At 71.1% G+C, this 22,175-nt stretch carries 17 protein-coding genes; 5 read left to right on the top strand and 12 right to left on the bottom strand.

Annotated elements, in window-relative coordinates:
- Window positions 1–80: 80 nt before the first annotated feature.
- The 5 genes from ACWD10_RS26650 to ACWD10_RS26630 form a co-directional block, all read right to left on the bottom strand.
- A complete protein-coding gene (locus ACWD10_RS26650; RefSeq protein WP_451095257.1) occupies window positions 81–1,091 on the bottom strand; it encodes a CDP-alcohol phosphatidyltransferase family protein in 1,011 nt (336 codons plus the stop codon).
- A 234-nt stretch (window positions 1,092–1,325) separates the two neighbouring features.
- A complete protein-coding gene (gene mgt / locus ACWD10_RS26645) occupies window positions 1,326–2,528 on the bottom strand; it encodes a macrolide-inactivating glycosyltransferase (RefSeq protein WP_451095255.1) in 1,203 nt (400 codons plus the stop codon).
- Window positions 2,529–2,643: 115 nt separating this feature from the next.
- A complete protein-coding gene (locus tag ACWD10_RS26640; protein WP_451095253.1) occupies window positions 2,644–3,963 on the bottom strand; it encodes an ABC transporter substrate-binding protein in 1,320 nt (439 codons plus the stop codon).
- On the bottom strand, window positions 3,963–4,796 hold the full coding sequence (locus ACWD10_RS26635) for a carbohydrate ABC transporter permease (RefSeq protein ID WP_451095396.1): 834 nt from the start codon (window positions 4,794–4,796) through the stop codon (window positions 3,963–3,965). The genes ACWD10_RS26640 and ACWD10_RS26635 overlap by 1 nt, the downstream gene beginning before the upstream one ends.
- Window positions 4,796–5,719 carry a carbohydrate ABC transporter permease gene (locus ACWD10_RS26630; protein WP_451095251.1) on the bottom strand — a complete coding sequence of 308 codons (924 nt, stop codon included), beginning with the start codon at window positions 5,717–5,719 and terminating at the stop codon, window positions 4,796–4,798. Before ACWD10_RS26630 ends, ACWD10_RS26635 begins: the two co-directional genes overlap by 1 nt.
- A gap of 300 nt (window positions 5,720–6,019) precedes the next feature.
- On the opposite strand from ACWD10_RS26630, the gene ACWD10_RS26625 reads away from it, so the two are divergent.
- A complete protein-coding gene (locus ACWD10_RS26625; protein ID WP_451095249.1) occupies window positions 6,020–6,874 on the top strand; it encodes a phosphotransferase enzyme family protein in 855 nt (284 codons plus the stop codon).
- A gap of 101 nt (window positions 6,875–6,975) precedes the next feature.
- Here the strand turns inward: ACWD10_RS26625 and ACWD10_RS26620 are convergent, their stop codons facing one another.
- From ACWD10_RS26620 to ACWD10_RS26610, 3 genes are all read right to left on the bottom strand, one after another.
- The gene (locus tag ACWD10_RS26620) at window positions 6,976–7,686 is read right to left on the bottom strand and encodes an exonuclease domain-containing protein (RefSeq protein ID WP_451095247.1); all 711 of its coding nucleotides are present in this window, start codon (window positions 7,684–7,686) and stop codon (window positions 6,976–6,978) included.
- Window positions 7,687–7,845: 159 nt separating this feature from the next.
- The gene (locus ACWD10_RS26615) at window positions 7,846–9,087 is read right to left on the bottom strand and encodes an SAV2148 family HEPN domain-containing protein (protein WP_451095245.1); all 1,242 of its coding nucleotides are present in this window, start codon (window positions 9,085–9,087) and stop codon (window positions 7,846–7,848) included.
- Between the two features lie 358 nt (window positions 9,088–9,445).
- Window positions 9,446–11,125 carry an MFS transporter gene (locus ACWD10_RS26610; RefSeq protein ID WP_451095243.1) on the bottom strand — a complete coding sequence of 560 codons (1,680 nt, stop codon included), beginning with the start codon at window positions 11,123–11,125 and terminating at the stop codon, window positions 9,446–9,448.
- A gap of 81 nt (window positions 11,126–11,206) precedes the next feature.
- Here ACWD10_RS26610 and treY point away from each other — a divergent pair, with 81 nt between their 5' ends.
- The gene (treY, locus tag ACWD10_RS26605) at window positions 11,207–13,672 is read left to right on the top strand and encodes a malto-oligosyltrehalose synthase (RefSeq protein WP_451095241.1); all 2,466 of its coding nucleotides are present in this window, start codon (window positions 11,207–11,209) and stop codon (window positions 13,670–13,672) included.
- Window positions 13,673–13,859: 187 nt separating this feature from the next.
- Window positions 13,860–15,128 (top strand): M14 family zinc carboxypeptidase, encoded by a 1,269-nt coding sequence (locus ACWD10_RS26600; RefSeq protein ID WP_451095239.1) that lies wholly within the window; start codon window positions 13,860–13,862, stop codon window positions 15,126–15,128.
- A 51-nt stretch (window positions 15,129–15,179) separates the two neighbouring features.
- Here the strand turns inward: ACWD10_RS26600 and ACWD10_RS26595 are convergent, their stop codons facing one another.
- Together ACWD10_RS26595 and ACWD10_RS26590 are read right to left on the bottom strand one after the other, a co-directional pair.
- On the bottom strand, window positions 15,180–15,590 hold the full coding sequence (locus ACWD10_RS26595; RefSeq protein WP_451095237.1) for an SSI family serine proteinase inhibitor: 411 nt from the start codon (window positions 15,588–15,590) through the stop codon (window positions 15,180–15,182).
- 169 nt (window positions 15,591–15,759) lie between these two features.
- Window positions 15,760–16,311 carry a DUF1707 and FHA domain-containing protein gene (locus ACWD10_RS26590; RefSeq protein ID WP_451095235.1) on the bottom strand — a complete coding sequence of 184 codons (552 nt, stop codon included), beginning with the start codon at window positions 16,309–16,311 and terminating at the stop codon, window positions 15,760–15,762.
- A 336-nt stretch (window positions 16,312–16,647) separates the two neighbouring features.
- Here ACWD10_RS26590 and ACWD10_RS26585 point away from each other — a divergent pair, with 336 nt between their 5' ends.
- Both ACWD10_RS26585 and treZ read left to right on the top strand, forming a co-directional pair.
- Window positions 16,648–17,550, top strand: coding sequence for a GNAT family N-acetyltransferase (locus ACWD10_RS26585; RefSeq protein WP_451095233.1), 903 nt, complete (start codon window positions 16,648–16,650; stop codon window positions 17,548–17,550).
- A gap of 208 nt (window positions 17,551–17,758) precedes the next feature.
- Window positions 17,759–19,525 carry a malto-oligosyltrehalose trehalohydrolase gene (gene treZ / locus ACWD10_RS26580; protein WP_451095231.1) on the top strand — a complete coding sequence of 589 codons (1,767 nt, stop codon included), beginning with the start codon at window positions 17,759–17,761 and terminating at the stop codon, window positions 19,523–19,525.
- Window positions 19,526–19,584: 59 nt separating this feature from the next.
- Here treZ and ACWD10_RS26575 read toward each other — a convergent pair whose 3' ends face one another.
- Window positions 19,585–20,712: an aminopeptidase P family protein gene (locus tag ACWD10_RS26575; RefSeq protein ID WP_451095229.1), complete on the bottom strand. Its 1,128-nt coding sequence runs from the start codon at window positions 20,710–20,712 to the stop codon at window positions 19,585–19,587.
- 191 nt (window positions 20,713–20,903) lie between these two features.
- Complete coding sequence (locus ACWD10_RS26570) at window positions 20,904–21,599, bottom strand: PDZ domain-containing protein (RefSeq protein ID WP_451095227.1); 696 nt, start codon at window positions 21,597–21,599, stop codon at window positions 20,904–20,906.
- Between the last annotated feature and the right edge of the window lie 576 nt (window positions 21,600–22,175).

The following is a 22,175-nucleotide window of genomic DNA, read 5'->3' as shown; positions in this document are numbered from 1 at the left end:
AAGCCTCTGTAATAACAAAACGGGCGCTCTGCGCAAATCGCAGAGCGCCCTTCGAAATATGACGGAACGTCAGCCTCCGCTCAGGCGGCCGCGGCGAGTCGCTGCCGCTCGAAGCTGTCCATCGTGCGCGCGAAGTCCCTGGTGGAGAGCAACAGTTTGTAGACGATGGCAAGTTCGAAGACGAGGAGCAGGGCCCCCGCAACCACGGTGGCCGGAATCACCGCGTCGAACAGCGGGCCGATGATGAAGACGCCCATCTGAAACTCGATCCCGCTGACCAGGTGGCTCCGGATCCGCTTACCGAGGAGGAACGAGCGACAGCGCAGATACCAGGGGAATCGGTGCCGGAATTCCTGGTGCAGATCGATCACTTGGGCACTCCGCGCGGGAACCCCGGACTCGGCAGACTCCGCCCCGGCAGCCCCAGCCTCAGCCATTTCCGGAGCGGCCGACTCGGCCCCCGCACCGTCGCGCGCCGCCTGCAGGTCCTGCTCGATGTCGGCCTCGGGGTTCTCACGCAGCAGGTCCTCCATGAAGGCGAGCTCGGCCTGATTCTCCGCGCGCCGCGCCTCCTTCATGCGCGCTTTGATCTGTTTGCGCATGCTGTGACGGATTTTGAAAATTTCCAGCGAGTTGATGTAACGGAGCGTGTCCAGGCCGACCACAACGAGCGCCAGCCAGATATAGACACTCTCGCCCGTGCGCTGGTATTGGCCCGCCATCAGGGCCACCGCGCACACCATCACCCGGATCCGGTCGAAGACGAAGTCCAGCCACGCCCCGAACACCGAGCCGGTGCCGGTGAGCCGGGCGACCTTGCCGTCCATGCAGTCCAGGATGAAGCTCAGGTGATAAATGACGGCACCGGCGATCAGCCAGCGCCAGTCGCCGAACGCGAAACACGCGGCGGAGCCGAGCCCGAGCAGGAAGGCGCCCCAAGTGATCTGGTTCGGGGAGATCCGGGTACGCAACGCGGACTGCCGGACGAGCCGCGTCGCCAGCGGGTCGACGAGGAGCACGGTCCACCACGCATCGCGTTTCTTCTGCGTGATACGGCGCACCTCGTCGAGGGACGGTATGTCTCGGCGCATCTCAACTTCCTGGCGTTCGAAGGGTGTTCACCTCACGCTAAGAACGCCGTAACCCGAGGAACAAGAAGCGCCGAGCACAACCTTTGACCGTGGGTAACGGTCTTCCCTTCATGACGGGTCAATGGCATGGAAGCGCCGATGGCCCGTTACCTGAGCGTTTCCGGTCGGGCGGCCGGTCACAGGCAACGAGCCACTGTGCGTCGGGGCCTGTGACCGGCCGCCCGCCCCGAGGGGTCACCGCGGAAGTGCGGCCTCGACGAGGTCGGCGGCACGCTGGGTGCCGCCCTCTTGGGCCATCTCCGCCTGGATCTCCTTGAGTCGGCGGGCGACCTCGGGGTCCCCGGTGAGCGTGAGCACCGCCTCGCGCAACGCCTCCGCGCTCGCCTCCTCGGTCGGCAGATGGCGCGCGACGCCGAGCGAGGCGAGCACCTCGGCGTTGCCGAACTGGTCGGCGGCCTGCGGTACGGCAACCATCGGCGTCGCGGTGGCAAGACCCTCCTGACTGCCGCCCGCCCCCGCGTGCGTGATGAAGGCGTCCGCCTGCTTGAGGATCGCGAGCTGCGGCACCCAGCGATGGACCTCCACATTGGCGGGCAATTCGCCGAGTTCGGCCGGGTCGACGTGCTTGCCGATCTGGAGCACCAGGTGCCAGTCGGGCATGTCGCGGAAGGCCTCGACGCACTCCCGGTAGAACGCCGGCTGCTTGGTGACGGCCGAGCCGAGCGAGACCAGGGCCACCTTGCCGGCGCCCGCCGGGCGCTGCCAGTCGCCCTGCTCGGCGCGGTCGCCCTGGCAGGCTCCGACGAACGTGTAGACGGATCGGTCGACCCGGTCGGCCTGCCACTGCAGGGCCTTGGGGATGAGCACGATGCCGCGGTCAGGGCGGCCGCCGAAGTCCTCGACGCTGATCGAGAGGCCGTTCTCCGCCAGCCAGCGCTCGAAGTTCTCGTAGTACGCCTTGCCGCGCGGCGTCTGCTTCAGTGGCTCGAACATCGGCTTGGCCACCTCTTCCTCGTACCCCTCCCAGGCAACGATGTTCGGCGAGAGCTGGATGATCGGCAGGCTCCAGCGATGGGCAAGGATCCGGGCCGGATACGCCGTGATGTCGTAGAGGATCAGGTCCGGCCGGTCGTCCTCATACGCCTCGATGAGTTGCGGCAGCGCCTGCACGGCGTCGGTGAAGAACGGCTCGATGTTGTCGATGAGTTCGGCGCCGCCCCACGCCTCCGGGTCGTCGTCCGGGCCGGGCAGCGTGGAACGCCAGATCTTGGGCTCGGCTCCGGTGGCGGCGACCTTCTCCGCGAACGCCTCCGGAATCGCGTACGTCACCCGGTGGCCCCGGTCGACGAGCTCCCGGATCACCTCGAGGCTCGGGTTCACATGCCCGTGGGCAGCGATGGAGAACATGGCGATATGGGCGTGCTTGGGTGCGGTCATGCGCCTACCGTAGACGAGACGATACGTCTCGTGCAACCTGTACGAGACGTATCGTCCCGTCCGCCGCCCCCTCCTGGCTCCTGGCTCCTGGCTCAACTCACCGATCTGTTCCGGCTCACCGCTGATAGCGCGCGAGCACCAGATTCCCGTCCTCCACCAGACGCTTCTTCAGTTCCGCCCCATCAATGGCCCCGCTGTAGTACTCCTGTAGCGCGGGTGTGGCGACCTTGTCCTTCCACTCCGGATAGCCGCGTACGGACTGGGCCGGCGCCGAACGCAGATGCTCCGCCAGAGCAGTTCCGGTCGACCAGCCGTCCTTGTCCGTGTGCAGCGCGGGGTCCTTCAGGGCCTGGGTGCCGGTGGGCAGCATCCAGTCGCCGCGCGCGAGCCGCACCATGTTCTCCGGCCGCAGCAGGAAGTCGATGAACTCCATCGCCTCCTTCTTGTGCGGGCTGTCCTCGGCGATGGAGAGCGTCTGCGGACTGACCCCCTGCGTGAGGCCGTCGGGCCCGGCCGGGGCGGGAAGCACCTGCCACTCGAAGCCGTCGGGCGCCTGCTGGGCGATCTGCTGGCGGTACGAGAAGCCGAGCGGGACCATCGCATACTTGCCGCCGAAGAAGCCGGGCAGCGTGTCCGAACCACCCATACCGAGGGTCGAACTCGACGCGCTCTTATCGGTGGTGACCTGGGCGTGCACGGTGTCCGGAACGACCTGGTCCGCCGGTTCGAAGCGAATCTCGACCTTGTCGTCCGCGCCACGGTGGAAGACCTGGCCGCCCGTGGAGAGGGAGAGGTTCAGGGTGGCCGAGACCGGCTCCTTGAGCGGCCACGCCACCCCGTACTTGCCGTCGCCGCTCAGCTCCTTGGTGATCTCTCGGAACTCCCGCCAGCTCCACGGCTTTTCTGGCGTGGGGATGCGGACCCCGGACTTCTTCAGCCAGGTGGCATTGGCGATCAGAACGCGCGGCTCCTGCAGGAACGGCACGCCGTACACCCCGTCCCCAAAGGTGGCTGTTTCCCAACTGCGCTGCGGGATGTCGGACTTGAGTCGTGCGGGGAGCAGGCCCCGCAGATCCGCGAGATCGCCGCCGTACGCGAAGTCCGCGAGGTCGTCCGAGGCGTCATGGATGATGTCCGGCGCCTCGCCGCCCTCGAAGGAGGTGAGGAGCTGGTCATGAACGCTGTCCCAACTGCCCTGGACATACTTGACCTGGACATCGGGGTGGCCGGCGTTCCACTCCCGTACGAGCTCCCTATTGGCGTCGATCGACTCCTTCTGCCAGGCGAGAGACTGGAATTGGAGAGTGATCTTCCCGTTCCCGGAACCATCGCCGTCACCGGTACAACCGGTAAGACCGGTTACCAGCAGGGCAAGCACCGCACCGGCCGCCGTCAACAGCCGCGTGCGACGCGGGAAGCGTGTGGGGCGGCGCATCAGTGCTTCACCGCCCCGGCCAGCATGCCGCCCGTGATCCGCCTCTGGATGAACGCGAAGATCACGAGCGACGGGATGGTCGCGAGGAACGCGGCCGCGGCGAGCGGGCCCAGGTCGGCCACGCCCTCGGCGCCGATGAAGCGGTTCAGGATGACCGGCAAGGTCTGCTTCTCCGGGGTCTTGAGCAGGACGAGCGCGAAGAAGAACTCGTTCCACGCGGTGATGAAGGCGAACATCGCTGTGGCGGCGATGCCCGGGGCGAGCAGCGGCGCGGTGACCGAGACGAGGATGCGTGCCTTGCCCGCGCCGTCCACCGCGGCGGCCTCCTCCAGTTCGGGCGGCACCGCGCGGACGTACCCGACGAGCATCCACAGCGCGAACGGCAGCGCCCACACCACGTACACCATGACCAGACCGGACAGGGCGTTGATCAGGTGGAAGCTCTTCAGGATCAGGAAGAGCGGAATGATGATGAGCACGAAGGGGAACGCCTGGCTGACCACCACCCAGCCGGTCGCCGCCTTCGCGAGCCGGGTGCGGTGGCGGGCCATGACGTACGCCATCGGCGTCGCGATCACGACGGCGATCAGGGCCGCGCCGAGCGCCACCAGCAGGGAGTTGACGGCGGCCTGAAGGAGCGGCTGCTCGTCGAAGGCCTGCCGGAAGTTGCCCAGGGTCGGGTTCTCGGGGATCCACGTGGGGTGCAGGCTGCCGAGCTCCTTCGCCGGTTTGAAGGCCGTGGAGATCAGCCAGGCGAAGGGGAAGGCGAGGAAGACCAGATAGACGAGGAGCGCCAGGTACTGCGCGGCGCGGGCCGACCGTTTCGTCCGCATCACGACTGGTCGCCTCCCTTCAGCCGCCCCACGAGATAGAACGCGAGGATCACCGAGATCACCGCGACCATCACACAGCCCATCGCGGCGGCATAGCCGAACTGGCCGTAACGGAAGGCCTCTTCATAGGCGAAGAGCATGGGCAGCCGGGTGCGGCCGCCGGGCCCGCCCTGGGTCAGGACGTAGACCAGGGCGAAGGAGTTGAAGTTCCAGATGAAATTGAGCGCCGAGATGGCGAGGGCGACCGGTTTGATCGCGGGCCAGGTGACCGTCCGGAACCGGCGCCAGGCGCTCGCGCCGTCCATCGCCGCCGCCTCGTGCAGCTCACGCGGGGTGTTCTGCAACCCGGCGAGGAGCGCGACCGTCGTCTGCGGCATACCGGCCCAGATGCCGACGACGATCACCGCGAGCAGCGCGGTAGCGGTCCCGGTCAGCCAGTCACGGCCGCCGCCCAGGCCCAGGTCGGAGAGCGTCTCGTTAAGCACGCCCGCGTCGGGGTGGTACACGAGCCGCCACATGATGCCCACGACCACCTCGGGCATCGCCCACGGAATGATCGCCAACGCCCGCGCCAGCCAACGGAAGCGGAGATTCTGGTTCAGCAGCAGCGCCAGGCCGAGCGCGAGCAGGAACTGCGGCACGGTGACGCCGACCGCCCAAAGGAGGCCGATCCGGAACGAGTCCCAGAACAGCGTGTCCTTCAGTAGATCCTGGAAGTTGAGGCCGCCCACCCACTGGGTGGCCGCCGTCCGGCCCGACTGCGCGTCGGTGAAGGCGAGGGCGATGCCGTAGAGCAGTGGGCCGACGCTCAGGACCAGGATGGGGATGAGCGCGGGCAGCACCAGAAACCAGGCACCGTGATCCGCCGCTCCCCGTGCGGGGGCGCTCTTCGCTGACCGCGCCGTTGCGGTCGCTAATGTCACGGAATGGGCTCCTTCGGGCGGGCTCGTGGACGTCTGGACCCCTGTCAGGGCCCCGTCATCGTGCTGACGTGATCTTGATACGTCAAGCGTCCGCGCACGCCTTGTGGCCTGTGCGAATACGGCTCGGGCGAGCTGCGAGACTGGCCACGGATGGGTACGCCGAAACACCCCGGGCCGGACGGCAGGCCGAGTACTGGCACAAGCGCGGTACGAGGCCAGGCACGGGCACAGGCGCAGGACAGGCTCCGGGCAGGCACAGGCACGGCTCGGCACGGCACGGCACGGCACAGGAGGACAGTGATGGACGAGGCGCGGGCGCGGGAGGTCCTCGGCGCGGCGGGGCTCACGGGCGGGGCGCGGCTGCTCGCCCTCGGCGAGAACGCCGTGTTCGCCGTCGGCGACCTGGTCGTCAAGGTGGGCCGGGATGCGCCCGAACTCCTTGACCGCGCACGGCGCGAGCTCAGGATCGCCGCGTGGCTGGAGAAGTCGGACGTGCCCGCGGTGCGGGCGGCGGAGGCGGAACCCCGCGTGGTGGAGGGCCACCCGGTGACGCTCTGGCATCGCCTCGGCGAACCGGTCCGGCCCGCGGAACCCGCCGACCTGGCCGTACTGCTGCGCAAGGTGCATGCGCTGCCCGAGCCGCCCTTCCCGCTTCCGCGCCGGGAGTTGCTCGGCGGTGTGGAGCGGTGGCTGCGGCTCGCGGGCGACGCGATCGACCCGGCCGACGCGGACTTTCTGCGGGAGCGCCGGGACGGGTTCGCCACGGCCGCCGCGGCTCTGACGCCCCACCTGCCGCCCGGGCCGATCCACGGCGACGCGCTGCCCCGCAATGTCCATGTCGGCGGCGACGGACCGGTCCTGGTGGACCTGGAGACCTTCTCGTCGGACTTCCGCGAGCACGATCTGGTGGTCATGGCACTGTCCCGGGACCGGTACGGGCTGCCCGCCGAGGCGTACAACTCCTTTGTCTCGGCGTACGGCTGGGACGTACGGGAGTGGGACGGGTGCGCCGTGCTGCGGGGTGCCCGGGAGACGGCGAGCTGCGCATGGGTGGCGCAGCACGCACCGAGCAACCCCAAGGCGCTGGCGGAGTTCCGGCGTCGGGTCGCCTCACTGCGGGACGGGGACGCGGAGGTGCGCTGGTACCCGTTCTGACAGCGTGGCGGGCCGCCGTAGGGCCACCCGTCGCCGGGAGGTGGCGGGACCTCCGGTCCGTCGCCGCAGGGGCGACAGGCCCCGGTCCGGTTCCCGCCCGGTCAGCCCGTCGCTTCCCGCAGGGGCCAGGCCGATTCCACCACCGCGGTCGTGTCTCCCTTACGGCGCAGGAAGTTCTGGAAGTCCGCCGCCCACTCCGCGTACCACTCGATCTGCCGACGGTGCAGCTCCGCCGGGCCGAGGGCCGCGACCTTCGGGTGGCGGTCGGCTATCGCGCAGGCGAGGCGGGCCGCGGCGAGCGCGTCCGCCGAGGCGTTGTGCGCGGCGGCGAGGGTGACGCCGTACTCCGCGCAGACGGCCTCCAGATTCCGCTTGCCCTTGCGGTACTTGTCGATGCTGCGGTCGATCGTGTACGGGTCGACGACCGGGGCCGGGTCGGTGCCGAGGCGGTCGCGCAGCGACGGCAGGCCGTGCCGGCGGAGCTCGGCGGCCAGCAGTGTCAGGTCGAACGCGGCGTTGTACGCCACGACCGGGACGCCCGTCTGCCAGTACCCGACGAGGGTGCGGGCGAGTTCGTCCGCGACCCGGTCGGCGGGGCGCCCCTCGACGGCTGCCCGTTCATTGGTGATGCCGTGCACGTCAACGGCCTCTTGCGGGATCGGGATGCCCGGATCGGCCAGCCACTCCCGGCGGCCCATCGGCTCTCCGTCCTTGACCTCCACCAGCGCCCCCGTGACGATCCGTGCCTCGCGCGGATCCGTTCCCGTGGTCTCCAGGTCGAAGCCGATCAGCAGCTCGCGGTGCCAGCCCATGCTTCCCCTCCTTTGTGGTGCTCTCCCCCATGTGCGTTTCACGATCCCATGCGCCACTGACAATCCGACTGGTGCATTCCGCTTACGCCCGCACGCGGCGCGCGGTCACGACGGCTCAGAACGGGTCAGGGCAGGTGAGGACGTGGCTCAGAACTCGCATCAGGACACCGGGCGCGAATCCACCCAGAACGACTCGAATTCCTCACGGTAGGTGTCGAAGAGGCCGTGCTCCCCGCCCTCTCCGGCCCGGACCACCCGGCGCCCGCCGCGCAGCACGAGCACCGGCGCCTCCATGCCGCGGCTGCGGCGCAGGTACGACTGGACGACCGCGATGCCGTCCGCGCCGTCGCCGTCCACCAGGTAGGCCGTGAACCGCGGCGTCTCGTCGAAGACATGGATCTGGAAGGCGTCGGGGTCGCGCAGGCGGGAGCGGACCCGTCGCATATGGAGGATGTTCATCTCCACCGAGCGGCTGAGTTCGCCCCGCTTCAGGCCGAGTTCGCGCTCGCGCCGTTTGACCGCGCTGCTCGCCGGGTTGAGGAAGAGCAGGCGGACCCGACTGCCGGACTCCGCAAGGCGTACCAGGCGGCGTCCGGAGAAGTTCTGCACCAGGAGGTTGAGGCCGATCCCGATGGCGTCGAGGCGCCGGGCGCCCCCGAAGAGGTCCTCGGCCGGGAACTGCCGCAACAGCCGCACCCGGTCGGAGTGGACGCCCACCACGTCCCCGTACCGGTCGCCGACCAGGTCCTCGACCGCGTCGACGGGCAGCCGACGGGCGGAGGGCACATCCGAGTCCGCGCCGAGCATCTCCAGGAGCCGGGCGGAGGCGCGCTCGGCCTGGCCGAGCACCGCGACGGAGAGCGCGCGGTTGCGGGAGACCACGTTCCGGGTGACCTCCAGCTCGTCCAGGGCGAGTTCGACGTCCCTGCGGTCATCGAAGTACGGCTCGAAGCAGGGCCAGTGCTGCACCATCAGCTCGCGCAGCTGGGGCAGGGTGAGGAAGCTCAGCACGTTGTCATCGGCGGGGTCGAGCAAGTACCCCTTGCGGCGGCTCACTTCACGTACGGCGACGGCGCGCTGCACCCACTCCTGGCCCGCCGGACCCGCCGCGGCCACCACCCAGTCGTCGCCGTGGACGGGCTCGTAGATGGGGCGCAGGACGGCGGCCACGACGGCGCGCAGTCGCTGCTCGACGAGGTTCAGCCAGATGTAGGCACGCCCTGCCCGCTGGGCGCGGGTACGCACCTCGTTCCAGGCCTCGGCGCCCCACTCCAGCTCGGGGCCTATCTGCGCCGTGGTCTCCATGGGGCGTGCCAGGGATACCGCTGTGGGCGGGTCGTCCGTGGAACCTCCCTCGCGACCGTCCTCGCCAGGGGGCAGCTCCAGCCCTCCCGAGCTCACCCGTGCACCGCCTTCCGCTCCCCCTGGGACCTCCGTGGAGATCATGGTCGGGGCCGTGGTCGAGACCCCGTTCAACGATCAAGGAAGGGTACTCCTGGAGCGGCGGGCGTGCAGCCGGATGCACAGGCTCCTTTCTCAACCCCCTTGCTGTGCAAGCCCGTTCCGGATGGGTGGGTCCCGTGGAGTGAGCGGTTTCATAGCGTATCCCCCTGTGCGCGACGCCCTGAAGGGCTCCTGACCTGCCCGCTTCGAGCGGTCCTTGTACCTTGTCGAACGATCTCAACTCCGTGCGGGTTCCCGCGTTTTCGAGAAGATCCATCGCAATTCGAGGGAGGGCGCGAGGCTCGCCCTTGACGTGTCAGACGGCGCCGGACACCTGCCCGGGGCGGGAGATCAGCGCCACCACGAAGGCGAGTCCGGCGGCCACGGTGCCGACCGCGAACGCCGCGACGGCGCCGTAGGACTCGGCGAGCCGACCGGCAATCGCCAGGGTCACGGCCTGACCGCCGACGAAGGCGCTCGCGGCGAACGTCATGCCCTCGGCGAGCCGTTGCCGCGGTACGGCGCGCTCCGTGAGGCCGAATCCGGTGATGAGGTTCGGGGCGTAGATGGCACCGAACACGGTCACGACGGCGTACAGGCCCCACAGGCTGTCCGTCCACAGCAGCGGCAGCGAAAGGAGCGCGGCCGCCGCCGTGGCCGTCCGCCAGCGCAGATGCAGCCCGATGCGCTCGGGCACGGCGGCCATCGAGAGGCCCACCACGGCGCTCATCACGCCCATCGCCGCGTACACAAGGGCGGCGTGGTCGGGCCGGCCGAGCTCCCGGGTCAGGGCGGTGATCCCGGCGCCGCAGCCACCGAGCAGCACGCCCAGGAGGACGAGGCCGACCCGGACGACATACACCTGGCGCGGTATCCGGGGACGGCCACCACGCGCGCGTGCGGGTTCCCCCTCCGCACGCGCGCGTGGCCTGCCCGCGGGGCGCACCGCGCGGGCCGTCGGGTGCAGCGCGAAGGCCGTGCCGCACAGGGCGACGAGGAGCGCCGCGAGCCCGAAGGCGTACGCCTCGTGGCCGAGTACGGCCCCGAGCCCGACCGCCGCGGGGCCGAGCACGAAGGACACCTCGTCCATGGTGCTCTCCAGGGAGAGCACCGAGTTCACCAGGCGATCCCGCGCCCCCTTGGCCCGGGCGAGCGCCACCAGACGGGCCCGGGCGAGCGGGCCGATGCCCGGCACACTGGCGCCCGCGAGCGCCCCGAGGAGGAGCAGCAGGGGCGTGGCGAGACCGAGCAGGGCGCCGAGCGTGAACACGGCGATCGCCACGGCGTTGAGCGCCGAGAAGGCGAGCACCACGGGCCGCTGGCCGTGCCGGTCCGCGAGCCGCCCCACGAACGGGCCCATGGAGACCTGCCCGAGGGCGAGGGCACAGCCCACCACACCACCGGTGGCGAGCGAACCGCTGGTCCGGGTGACCAGCAGGACACTGCCGAGCTGAATCATCGCCGTCGGCAGTCGGCCGAGGAAGGAGATCACGGGGAGCAGGGCCCCCGAGAGGCCGATCACCTCGCGGTAGCTGCGCAGCGCGCCGGGCGGCTCCGGCTCCCCGCCGTCACCTGTGGGGTCCGGTACGGCGTCCCGAGCCGATGCACGCACAGCACCCCCATCCGGCGTCTGGTCGGCGTCGCGGTCCGCTGACCGTACGGTGCTCCGGTCCAGCGACCGTACGGTGCTCCGATCCAGTGATCGTGCGAAGCCCGGGTCGGGTGACCGTTCGGTGTCCCGGTCCCGTGGCAGCTCGCCGCCGCGGCCCGGTCCCGGCCCCGGCGTCAGGTCCCGGTCCCCATCCCGTACGGCGTCCCGCTCGGGCTCTCCTGCGACGCCCTGGGCCCCTCCCCGTGCGGCGTCACGGTTCGGCTTCCGGCCTGCGTTCCGGCCCCCCGGCCGGTCGTCTGCCGTGCGGCGTGGCGCGTCGTCCGCCAGGTCGCGCGCGGTGCCGTCGACGTGGTGGTGCGCCGCGTTCGCCTCCCCGTCAGCCATCGTCCGACGCTATCGGCGGGCTTGTTCACGCCGACATGCGGCGATGGCACGAAACCCCGCCAGGCGGGTACGTAGGTTCGCATGACGCGCGCGTTACCGGACCACGTCCCTGTGCCGCCCACCGCCACCTATCGACTACAGATGAGCCCGCGGTTCCCGTTCGCGGCCGCCCGGGCCGTCGTGCCGTACTTGGCCGGGCTGGGGGTCTCCCATCTGCACCTGTCCCCCGTGTTCGAGGCGGTGCCCGGTTCCGAGCACGGCTATGACGTCGTGGACCACGCGCGCGTGCGGGCCGAACTCGGCGGCGAGGAGGGGCTGCGCGCGCTCTCCGGCACGGCCCGCGCGCATGGGCTCGGACTCGTCCTGGACCTGGTGCCGAACCACATGGCAGCGCTGCCGCGACACAACAGGGCCCTGTGGGAGGTGCTGCGCGAGGGCCCGCACTCGCCGTACGCGCGCTGGTTCGACATCGACTGGGAGGCGGGCGGCGGGCGCGTACTGCTGCCCGTCCTGGCTCGCCGGATCGACGACGAGCTGCACCGGCTGAGCGTCGAGAACGGCGTACTGCGCTACGACGACCAGGAGTTCCCGCTCCGTGACGGCACCGCGGCGCTGCCGCTGCCCGAACTGCTCGACGCGCAGTGGTACCGCCTCGCCTGGTGGCGCCTTGCCCGGACCGAGCTCAACTACAGAAGGTTCTTCACGATTTCGGAACTCATGGGAGTACGGGTCGAGGAGCCCGACGTGTTCGCGGCGACGCACGCCACGGCGGTACGGCTGCTGAGGGAGGGCGTCGCCGACGGGCTGCGGATCGACCACCCTGACGGGCTCGCGGACCCAGGGGCGTATCTGCGCCGGCTGCACCAGGAGACCGGGGGCCGCTGGACGATCGTCGAGAAGATCCTCGCCGACGGCGAGCGGCTGCCCGCCACCTGGCCGGTGGCCGGGACCACCGGCTACGACGCGCTGCGCCACATCGACGGCCTGTTCGTGGACCCGGACGGCGTGCCCCGACTCCTGGACCACTACCGGGCGTTCGCAGCCCCTGATGACGCACTGGGCGGCCGCTGGGAGGCGACCGTGCGGCGCGCCGCACGCCGCGTGGTCACGCACGACCTCGCGGCCGAGGTGGACCGGCTGGTACGGGTGGCCGTGCGCTGCGTCGCGGCCGTGCCCGAAGCACGCGACGACGCGCCCTGGGCGCTGGGCGCCGCCTTGTGCGAACTCCTGGTGCGACTGCCGGTCTACCGGCCCTACGGCGCCGGGGGTGCCGCCGCGTCGGTCCTCACAGAAGAAGCGGCTGAGCAGGCGCGGGCCGTCTTCGCCGTACCCGAGGAGGCCCGGGCCGTCGACCATGTGCGGGATCTGCTCCTGGGCCGGACGGGCGGCACCGGGCCCGAACCGGCCGAGCTGCGGGCCCGGTTCGCGCAGACCGCGACCGCGCTGCGGGCCAAGACGGTCGAGGACACGGCGTGCTACCGCTATGTGCCGCTGCTCTCCGCCGCGGAGGTCGGCGGCGACCCGGGACGACCCGCGGTGCCTCCGGAGGCGTTTCACGCGTTCTGTGCCCGGATGCAGCGCGAGTGGCCGAGCACGGCGACCGTACTGTCCACGCACGACGCCAAACGGAGCGCGGACCTGCGCGCGGGGATCGCCGTGCTCACCGAATGCCCCGGAAGGTGGGCGGAGTTCATCAGCCAGGTCACTGAGGAGGCTCCCGAAGGAACCATCCGCGCCGATGGGTGTGCCACGCCCGACCGGCACCTCGCCTGGGCAGCCTGGCAGACCGTGGTCGGCGTGGCGATGGGGGCCAACGACCTCTCCGGAGAGTGGGCCGAGCGGCTGCGCGACGCGGTCCTGAAGCACGCGCGCGAGGCGGGCCTGCACACGACCTGGACCGAGCCCGAACCGGACTACGAGCGGGCGCTCAACTCGTTTGTTACTGCGGGCCCCTGCGGGGCGCCGGGCCGCGCCGCCGTCGCTTTCGCATCCGGGCTGCGGTCCTACGCGCGGGCCAATGTTCTTGGGGCGGCGCTACTTCAGTTGACGATGCCGGGCGTACCCGACCTCTACCAGGGAACGGAGAACACTTTCTACGCTCTGGTGGACCCGGACAACCGGCGACCCGTCACGTTCCCTCCCGAAGGAGCGGACGGGGACCGCGGGTCGGGGCTCGACGCCGAGAAGCGGGCCCTGACGACGGCCGCGCTGCGCCTTCGCCGGGAACTCCCCGCCGTCTTCGGTGCGTCGGCGACGTACGCCCCTCTGGAGGTGCGCGGGGCGCGCGCCGGGCACTGTGTGGCCTTCACCCGCTCCGACCGGGTCGTCACGGCGGTGACCCGGCTCTCGCTGCGGCTCGCGGAGGCGGGCGGCTGGGGAGACACGGAGCTGCTGCTTCCGCCCGGGCGGTACGTCGATGTGCTGGGCGACGGCACGGAGTTGGCCCGCGAGTCCGCTCGGAAGTTCACGGGACACGCGCGCGTGGCGGAGCTTTTCGCCGGGCGGCCTGTGGCACTGCTGGTACGGGTGGACGGCGGTGCCGGGTAGGGCCCGGTCACACCCCGCCCACCCGGCGCACGCCGCTCGCCCGCACGGCGCACGACGGCCGGGCACGGCGCGGCCGCCTGCGGAAGCGCCGGGTCCGGGCAGACCCGCGGGCCCCCTGGCAGGCCCATTGACAGTGACCGCCAGCCGTGCGGTACTGCGGATGCGACGCCGGGCGGACCATACGGGGGTGAGTCACCTGACGGAGCAGCACTACCCCAGCGTGACCGAACTGGTCCTGTCCGCACGGGCGTTGACGACCGCCCGTCCTGATCTCTGCGCATTACGCGAGGTCGGTCGCTCCCGCGCGGGGCGGCCGCTGCACCTGCTGTCGGTGGGGCATGCCGCCGATGGGGTTCTGGTCGTCGCGGGTGCGCACGCCAATGAGCCGGTCGGCGGCCCCACGGCGCTCCGCCTGGCCCGCCGCATCATCCGCGATCCGGCGCTACGGGCCGGTATGGCCTGGCACTTCCTGCTCTGCGCCGACCCGGACGGGGCGAGCCTGCACCGCGCGTCCGCGCCTCGCTCGTTGTTCGACTACCACCGGCGCTTCTTCCGCCCGGCGGGCCCGGAGCAGCCCGAGTGGGCGCCCTCGGTGCTGCCTCCGGACCGGCTGCCGCCGGAAACCCGCACCCTCTTGGGGATCATCGACGAAATCCGTCCCTACCTTCAGGTGTCACTGCACGCCACCGATCTCGGCGGCAGCTGGGTGCAGTTGACGCAGGACATCCCGGGCCTGGCGGAGCCCTTCGCCAAGTCCGCGGCGGAGCTGCACATTCCGGTGGAGACGCATACGTCGGACGCGGCGGGTTGGCCGGTCTCCGGGCCAGGCGTGCACATCATGCCGGTGCGGGCGGCGGACGCGCTCTTCCCGAGCCTGCCCGAGGATGTCACGCAGTCCACGTGGCACCACGTGCACCGGTACGGCGGCCGTACCGCGGTCGTCGAAGTGCCCATGTGGGCCAGCGACTTGGTGGACGACCCGGCCCGGCACCCGGCCCCGGACGAGGCGCTGCGGCAGATCTCCCGGCGGCTGCGCTCCGAGGCGCTACGGGTCGAGGCGATCCTGCACGACTCCGGGCTCGCCGAGGCCGGGGAGCACATGCTGCCCGAGGGCTGTGCGCCGCTCCTGCGGGCCTCCCGCTGGGCGCTCGACCTGGTGCCGGGGCTCGCCGACGACTGGCTGCTTCCGGCGCCCGAGGGTGCCTCCATGACGTACGTCAGCAGCATTGACGCGTTCGGGCGGCGGCTGCCGCTGCGGGCGGGTGCGATGCTCCTGCGGGTGCTCGAGGAGTCGGGCGACCAGGTGGCGCCGCGCCTGGAACGCCTGGTGGCGCACTGGTGCGACGCGTTCGAGGTGCACTTCCGGGCCCGTTGGGTGCCGCTCGAGCACCAGGTGGAGCACCAGGCCCGTACGGTCATCGCGGCCGCGCAGCACGCGCGCGTGGCGGCCGAATGAGCCACCACGCGCGCGTGCGTCCTGCCCGGCCGGACCCGGCTTGTCCGCCCCCTACTTGACGCCCTCCACCGCCGCGAAGATGCCGTGCGTCCGGCCGTTCATGGTGCAGCTGTTGGGGAAGTTCTTCGTGTAGGCCCGGCGCTCGCCGTCCCACATGCCGTACGCGACCGCCGTGACCGGCTGGTAGATCATGGAGCAGACGATGTTCAGTGGCTCGACCTTCTTGATGTCGCCCTTGACCTCCTTGAGCACCTCGCAGGCCGGGTGGAGCCTCAGCACGCGCGGCGTACAGCGCAGGAGCTTGTCCTGCACGTCGCCGTTCTCCTGTAGGACCACAAGACGCATCCAATTACCCGGCCGGGTCTGGCTCGGCCGCGGTTCGGCCTGGGCGGTGCTCGCGCCCGCCGCCAGGAGCAGGGCCGAGGCGCCCGCCATCAGTCCGTTCCGTACGATTCGGGACATACGCACGTCACCATTCCTCAAGTTCTGGGTCTGCGCGGGCGATTGCCCGTGTCGGTGGATGCATCGACGCAAAGAGACCCGCGTTCACCGGAACTCACCCGAACGAGAGGCTCAGAAAGGGTTTGCTGTACGCCGGTTGGCCCTTCGGAGGCTCTCCTCCGGGTCCGGTTCAGCGCGCGGCGAGCCGGAAGGTCATCGAGCCGAAACTCACGTGGTCGCCCTCCTGCACCACGGCGGCGCCGACGACGCGGCGGCCGTTGACGCTGGTGCCGTTGGTCGAACCAAGGTCGCGCAGCACCCATAGGCCGCTCTGCATGCGGAGTTCGGCATGTATCCGGGAGACCGTGTCGTGGCTGAGCCGCAGTCCGTTGGCGGGATCGCGGCCGATGCGCAGCGCGAACGGAGAGGGTTCGGGAAGCAGCAACTTGGGCAGCCGCTCGGCCTGCCAGGCCCGGCGCACCCGCACGGTGAACGCGGAGACCCGGCCGACGGCGCCGGCCACCAAGGCCGTCAGGCGGCCCTGCTCGTCGGGCAGATCGGCGATGAGCACCGAGAGTTGGTCGGGCCTCTGGGCGGCAAGCGCCAATTCCATGCGGCGGACGAAGGTGTCGTGCGACAGTCTGCCCTGCGCCGCACCGTCCCGGAGCGCGCGCAGCGCCTTGTCGCGCTCGGCATCCGCGACCCGCGCCGGGGAGGTCGGGAACTCGAAGGAGGACGTCACGCACGTGATTGTCGGTCAGGCGCGCCGGAGTGTCCAGAAAACCCGGAACTCCGCACCCTGCCGTGCGCCCCACTGAGCTGCGCCAACCCGCCACCGGACAGCGGAGTTACGGCGGACGTACAGCGGACCCTCGGCCGCGCGAAAAGCCATGGACGGCGTGCGCCACGGCGTCGTACAGTCGCCGACACGACGCCGGAACCTGCGGAGAGGAGGCGAGAGTCATGCGATCCATGCGGTACCCGAACCCATCACAGCGCTCCCGCCCCGTCCGCGCGGCGTCACCCCATTCCCTTCGGGGATGACCGGGAGCGCGACCCTGCTTCCGGAGGCTTTCCCATGACCGAGCTGGTCATCCGCGCGCTCACCGAGGACGACGCGTGGCTGTTCGACTCCCTTCCCGACCCCGGCCTCGTCGGCCGGATCCTCACCGGTGCCGACTACCGCACCTTCGACCGGGGCGGCGACTACCGGCCCGACTGGACCTATGTGGCACTGCGGGACGGCCGCGTCGTGGCGCGCGCCGCCTGGTGGGGCGCGCCCGGGGACAGCGCGCCGACCAACCTCAACTGGTTCGATGTCGCCGAGGACGAGGCCGAAGCGGGGGCCCAACTCCTGCGCCGGGCCCCGTTCGACGTCGAGTACGAGCTGATCCTGCCGCCCGACTGGCGGGAGCGGCCCGACACGCGGGCAGCCGCCGAGCTCCGGATCGCCGCGTCCGAGGCGGCGGGCAAGCAGCTGCTCGTGGAGCGGCTGCGCTACGCCTGGACACCGGAGTGCGGCCTTCCGGAGCGCCGGGAACGGCTGCGCTTCGAGCCGGCGAACGACGACGAGGTACTTCTCGACGCGCTGCGCCGGATCCATGCGAGCACCCTCGACGCGCACGCCCTGCTGGCGAAGGAGAAGGGCGGCGTGGAGCTTGCCGCCCAGGAGGAGCTGGAGTATCTGCGCTGGTGCCTGGAGGCGTGGCCGCAGCTGGCCTACACCGCGGACGGTGAACTCGTCGGCACGCACTGGCCGTGCCGGATCCCGGCCGGTTTCGCCGCGGGCCTCATCGGGGTGGTGCCCGAGCAGCGCGGTCACGGGTACGCGTACGACCTGCTGAGCGCGTGCACGCACTTCCTGGCGGAGCGCGGCGCCACGGAGGTCATCGCGGCGACCGATGTGGGGAACACGCCCATGGCCGCGCACTTCGCCAGAGCCGGTTATCCGGTGGTGGAGAAGAGGATCACCCTCGTCTGACGGCGGACTGCCCTCTTCGACGAGAAGCGACAAACAGGACATCTCTTTCGCCCGTGTCCTCCGCATGGCGTACGGGCCCTTCGTACGACATGACCAAACTGCGCCGAATCGTGGCGGAGAGATCGCTTCCGCAGCACGATGGAAGCACGAGATCACGGCAACGGCGGGTCCCTGGCAGGGGCCTGCCGACGAGAGTCGGGGGGCATCTGTGCAGTTCGAGGTATGGGCACCACACGCGCATGCGCACGTATCGCTGCAACTGGAGGGCACCTCAACCGCGTTGGTGCCCGATCCGGACCGGCCAGGTTGGTGGACCGGCGAGGCCGAGGCGGCCGACGGCGCGCGCTACGGCTTTGTGCTCGATGACGGTCCGGTGCGCCCCGACCCACGCTCCCCAAGACAGCCCGACGGCCCCGACGGGCTCAGCGCGGTGGTCGACCACGACCGGTACGCGTGGCGCGCGCCATGGCCGGGACGCGGACTGGCCGGTGCGGTCCTGTACGAGCTGCACATCGGGACATACACCCGCGAGGGCACCTTCGCAGCGGCCGCCGAACGGCTCGGGCACCTGGCCGCGTTGGGCGTCACACACGTCGAACTGATGCCGGTGTGCCCGTTCCCCGGCCGACACGGCTGGGGGTACGAGGGCGTCGCACCATGGGCCGTGCATGAGCCCTTCGGCGGCCCGGAGGAGCTGAAGCGCTTTGTCGACACGGCGCACGGTCTCGGCCTCGGGGTGGTGCTCGACGTGGTGCACAACCACCTCGGTCCCTCGGGCAACCATCTCCCGACGTACGGGCCGTACTTCACGGAGACCCACACCACTCCGTGGGGCGCCGCGGTGAACCTGGACGCGGCGGAGTCCGACGAGGTGCGGGCGTATTTCATCGGCAGCGCGCTGTCCTGGCTGCGGGACTACCAGATCGACGGCCTGCGCCTCGACGCGGTGCACGCGCTGCGCGACACACGTGCGTGCCACTTCCTGGAGGAGCTGTCGTCGGCCGTGGCCGAGCTCGCCGACGAGCTCGGCCGGCCGCTGTTCCTGATCGCCGAGTCCGACCTGGGCGACCCTCGGCTGATCACCCCACGCGAGGAGGGCGGCCTCGGCATCGACGCGCAGTGGAACGACGACTTCCACCACGCCTTGCACACCGCGCTGACCGGTGAGTCCCACGGCTACTACGCGGACTTCGCCCGGGCCCCCCTCGCCGCCCTCGCCAAGACGCTGACGGGCGGCTTCTTCCACGACGGCACCTATTCGAGCTTCCGCGGGCGCCACCACGGCCGCCCTCTGGACCGCACACGGACGCCCGCGTATCGGCTGCTCGGCTACGCGCAGACCCACGACCAGGTCGGCAACCGCGCCCTGGGCGACCGGCTCTCGGCCACGCTCGCGCCCGGCCTGCTCGCCTGCGCCGCGGCACTCGCCCTCACTTCGCCCTTCACACCGATGCTGTTCATGGGCGAGGAATGGGGCGCCCGGACGCCCTGGCAGTTCTTCACCGACCACACCGACCCAGAGCTCGCCGACGCGGTGCGCCGCGGCCGCAGACGCGAGTTCGCGGAACACGGCTGGTCGGAGGAGGACGTCCCGGATCCGCAGGACCCAGCCACCCGGGAGCGTTCCTGTCTGGACTGGTCCGAGCCCGAAGAGGGCCACCACGCGCGCGTGCTTGCCTGGTACCGGAAGCTGATCGCGCTCCGGCACACCGAGCCCGACCTGCACGACCCGGACCTCGCATCGGTCCGCGTCGCCTACGACGAGGACGCGCGCTGGCTGGTCTTCCGCCGCGGCGACCTGCGCATCGCGATCAACCTGGCGAAGGACCCGGCCAGGATCCCGCTCCAGGGCGGAACAGCGCGGGTCCTGGCCGCGTGGGAACCGGTCGAACCACCTGGCGCCGACGGCATGTTGACGCTACCGGCGGAGTCCTGCGCGGTGCTCGCACCGCCCAATACGGGGCAAGAAGAATGAGCGCGAACCGGGCCCCGCACAGGCTCCCCCGCACCGACCGGACTCCGCAGGCCGTCGGCCTACTCCACGATCGCCATCTCACGCGCCGTGCTGTTCAGCCGCCGCCCACCGTCCTCCGTGACGGTGACGATGTCCTCGATCCGCACCCCGAACCGTCCGGGCAGGTAGATGCCCGGCTCCACGGAGAAGCACATGCCTGGCACCAGCGGCTGCTCCTCGCCCTCGATCATGTACGGCGGCTCGTGTGTCGTGACGCCGATGCCGTGGCCGGTGCGGTGGATGAAGTACGCGCCGTAACCGGACTCGTCGATCACGGCCCGCGCGGCCCGGTCCACCTCCTGGCAGGCGATCCCCGGCCGCACCGCCGCACAGCCCGCCTCCTGCGCGGCACGCACGATGTCGTGCACCCGCTGCTCCTCCTGCGTGGGCTCGCCGACGTGCACCGTACGGGACGTGTCCGAGCCGTAGCCGTGCTTGAGGCCACCGAAGTCGAGCACCACCATGTCACCCCGCTGAATGGTGCGGTCGCCCGCCTCGTGGTGCGGGGCGGCGCCGTTGGGCCCGGAGCCGACCACGGTGAAGTCGACCTGGGAGTGTCCGAACTTCCGCAGCAGCCTGGCGAGATCGGCCGCCACGTCCGTCTCCTTACGCCCGGAGAAACGGACCTTGAGGATCTCCTCGTACGTCGCGTCGGCGGCCGCCCCCGCCGCCGCGATCCGCTCCAGCTCGTGGCCGTCCTTGACGGCACGGAGCATCGGCAGCGCTTCGGTCAGGGAGACGTACGAGGTGCCGGGCAACTCCCGCTGAAGGCCGAGCAGATGCATCGCCCAGGCGCTGTCACTGATGCCGAACCGGCCGTCGACATCGAGCAGCGGGGCGGCCGCGGCGTACGGGTCCTTGCCGTCGGTCCAGTCGCGCAGGGAGAGCGCGGCCGCACCCGGGGCCCGCTCGGCGTCCGGTGCCTCCAGCGTGGGCACGACGAGAACGGGGTCCTGCCCGGCCGAGAGCACCAGAAGGGTGAGACGCTCGGTGGTCGCGGTCACCTGGTACCCCGTCAGCCACACAAGGTCGGGCCCCGGCGCCACGAGCAGCCCGGCGAGCCCGGCGTCGGCGGCGGCCAGGGCGGCGCGCTCCATCCGGGCCTGGTAATCGGCGGCGGTGAAGGGCGCGGGCGCACTGCTGCTCATGCATACCTCCGGTGGGTGACGGACGGAAGATTGATCACGCTCCAAGGATCACCCGTCCACGCCCGGTTCGTCGCCACATCTCCCAGCCATGCGCGCGCCGCCCCTATGGGTTCGAGCCCGGGCGGCCCGACCAGCGTCGACCGAACCACGGGGCTGCGCTCGGCGACGCCACCACCATCCCGACTCCGGGCTTACGTCACCACACCCGGCACCACCGCGAGTTGCCGCCGCTCCCCGGACCGGTGCCGCACCGTCACCGACACCGCGGTGCCCGGCTTGGCGTCCGCCACCGCCTCGGCCAGCTCCGCCGCCGAGCGCACGCGGACACCCCCGAACACCACCAGGGTGTCGCCACGCACGAGTCCCGCCGAGTGCCCCGGCCCCGGACCATGCACGCCGACGAGTACGGCACCGGCGCCGTTCGGGGCATCCACCGCCTCGACACCGAGGGTCGCCCGCGGTGTCCTGCGCAGCACGCTGCCACGCCCACGCGCCCTCGGCGCACCCTTGTCCGCCGCCTCTCCAGCTCCATCGGCCCGTTTCCCACCCTCACGCTCCCGAGCAGCCGGACCGCCGTTGCCCTGCTGCCCACGTGCCCCCTGTCTCTTCTCCCCCACCAGGTGCCCGGATCCGGACGGAGCCGCCGGCGGCGACCCCGCACCGACCCGCTGCTCCAACTCGGCAAGCTTGCTCATACCGACGGCCGTGACGCCGACGGTGCCAAGCCCGACCCCGGCCAGGACCAGAACCAGCGCGACGGACGTGGTGAAGAGCACGGTCAACAGCCGTCTGCGGCGCCGGTGTACGGCGTGCGGGCGGGGGCCCACCTGCCGCGCCCCGGTGGCGCGGCCGGGCATTGGCTTGGGACGCAACGCTGTCGGTTCCATGGCTCGCCTCCGCGGGGTGCTCTACCCGTCGCACCGGCGCGGCACGAGCCACGAACGGGTGATGGGCGGCGGGTGACGGGCGGCGCGGGGCCAGGGCCGTGGAGGCCAGGGGCCATGGGGACCAGAGGCCGTGGGACCTGAGGCCTAGGGGGCCCTGGGAGTACGGGCGGCCGGGCGCCGCGCGCCCAGGACGTCAGCGCGCAGCACCCGGCCGCTCCTGAACCGGATCACAAGAGGTGATCACGAGAGGAGAAACGATCTACATGTCACTTCGATACGGCCGGTGCCCTCCTACCGGTCACCCCGTACCGCACCTCACCCCTACGCCCGGACGCCCCCGAGCCGGTGTCGAGAGCCGGGCCCGGGGCAGTCGGCCCGGGTACGTTCCACACCGCCACAGGAATCGGAGGAGCCACCGAGGTACCCTGACGCGCCGACAGATCTTGAATCCCGCTGAAGGATTGCCGACCCCCCGTGAACCCTGATAGGCCAACAATGGCCGCGAGCCGCGAGCCGCGAGCCGCGAGCCGCGAGCCGCGAGCCGCCGCCGCCCTGACCTTCGCGGCCCGATGGGGC

Source organism: Streptomyces sp. NPDC002851 (assembly GCF_053591935.1).
The sequence above is the reverse complement of the archived record's forward strand: the minus strand, read 5'-3'. Positions and strand labels throughout refer to the sequence as shown.

Coding starts and splice junctions, on each gene's coding strand:
- ACWD10_RS26650 (WP_451095257.1), bottom strand. CDS start 1,091: ATGCGCCGAGACATACCGTCCCTCGACGAGGTGCGCCGTATCACGCAG.
- mgt (WP_451095255.1), bottom strand. CDS start 2,528: ATGACCGCACCCAAGCACGCCCATATCGCCATGTTCTCCATCGCTGCC.
- ACWD10_RS26640 (WP_451095253.1), bottom strand. CDS start 3,963: ATGCGCCGCCCCACACGCTTCCCGCGTCGCACGCGGCTGTTGACGGCG.
- ACWD10_RS26635 (WP_451095396.1), bottom strand. CDS start 4,796: ATGCGGACGAAACGGTCGGCCCGCGCCGCGCAGTACCTGGCGCTCCTC.
- ACWD10_RS26625 (WP_451095249.1), top strand. CDS start 6,020: ATGGACGAGGCGCGGGCGCGGGAGGTCCTCGGCGCGGCGGGGCTCACG.
- ACWD10_RS26620 (WP_451095247.1), bottom strand. CDS start 7,686: ATGGGCTGGCACCGCGAGCTGCTGATCGGCTTCGACCTGGAGACCACG.
- ACWD10_RS26610 (WP_451095243.1), bottom strand. CDS start 11,125: ATGGCTGACGGGGAGGCGAACGCGGCGCACCACCACGTCGACGGCACC.
- treY (WP_451095241.1), top strand. CDS start 11,207: ATGACGCGCGCGTTACCGGACCACGTCCCTGTGCCGCCCACCGCCACC.
- ACWD10_RS26595 (WP_451095237.1), bottom strand. CDS start 15,590: ATGTCCCGAATCGTACGGAACGGACTGATGGCGGGCGCCTCGGCCCTG.
- ACWD10_RS26585 (WP_451095233.1), top strand. CDS start 16,648: ATGACCGAGCTGGTCATCCGCGCGCTCACCGAGGACGACGCGTGGCTG.
- ACWD10_RS26575 (WP_451095229.1), bottom strand. CDS start 20,712: ATGAGCAGCAGTGCGCCCGCGCCCTTCACCGCCGCCGATTACCAGGCC.
- ACWD10_RS26570 (WP_451095227.1), bottom strand. CDS start 21,599: ATGGAACCGACAGCGTTGCGTCCCAAGCCAATGCCCGGCCGCGCCACC.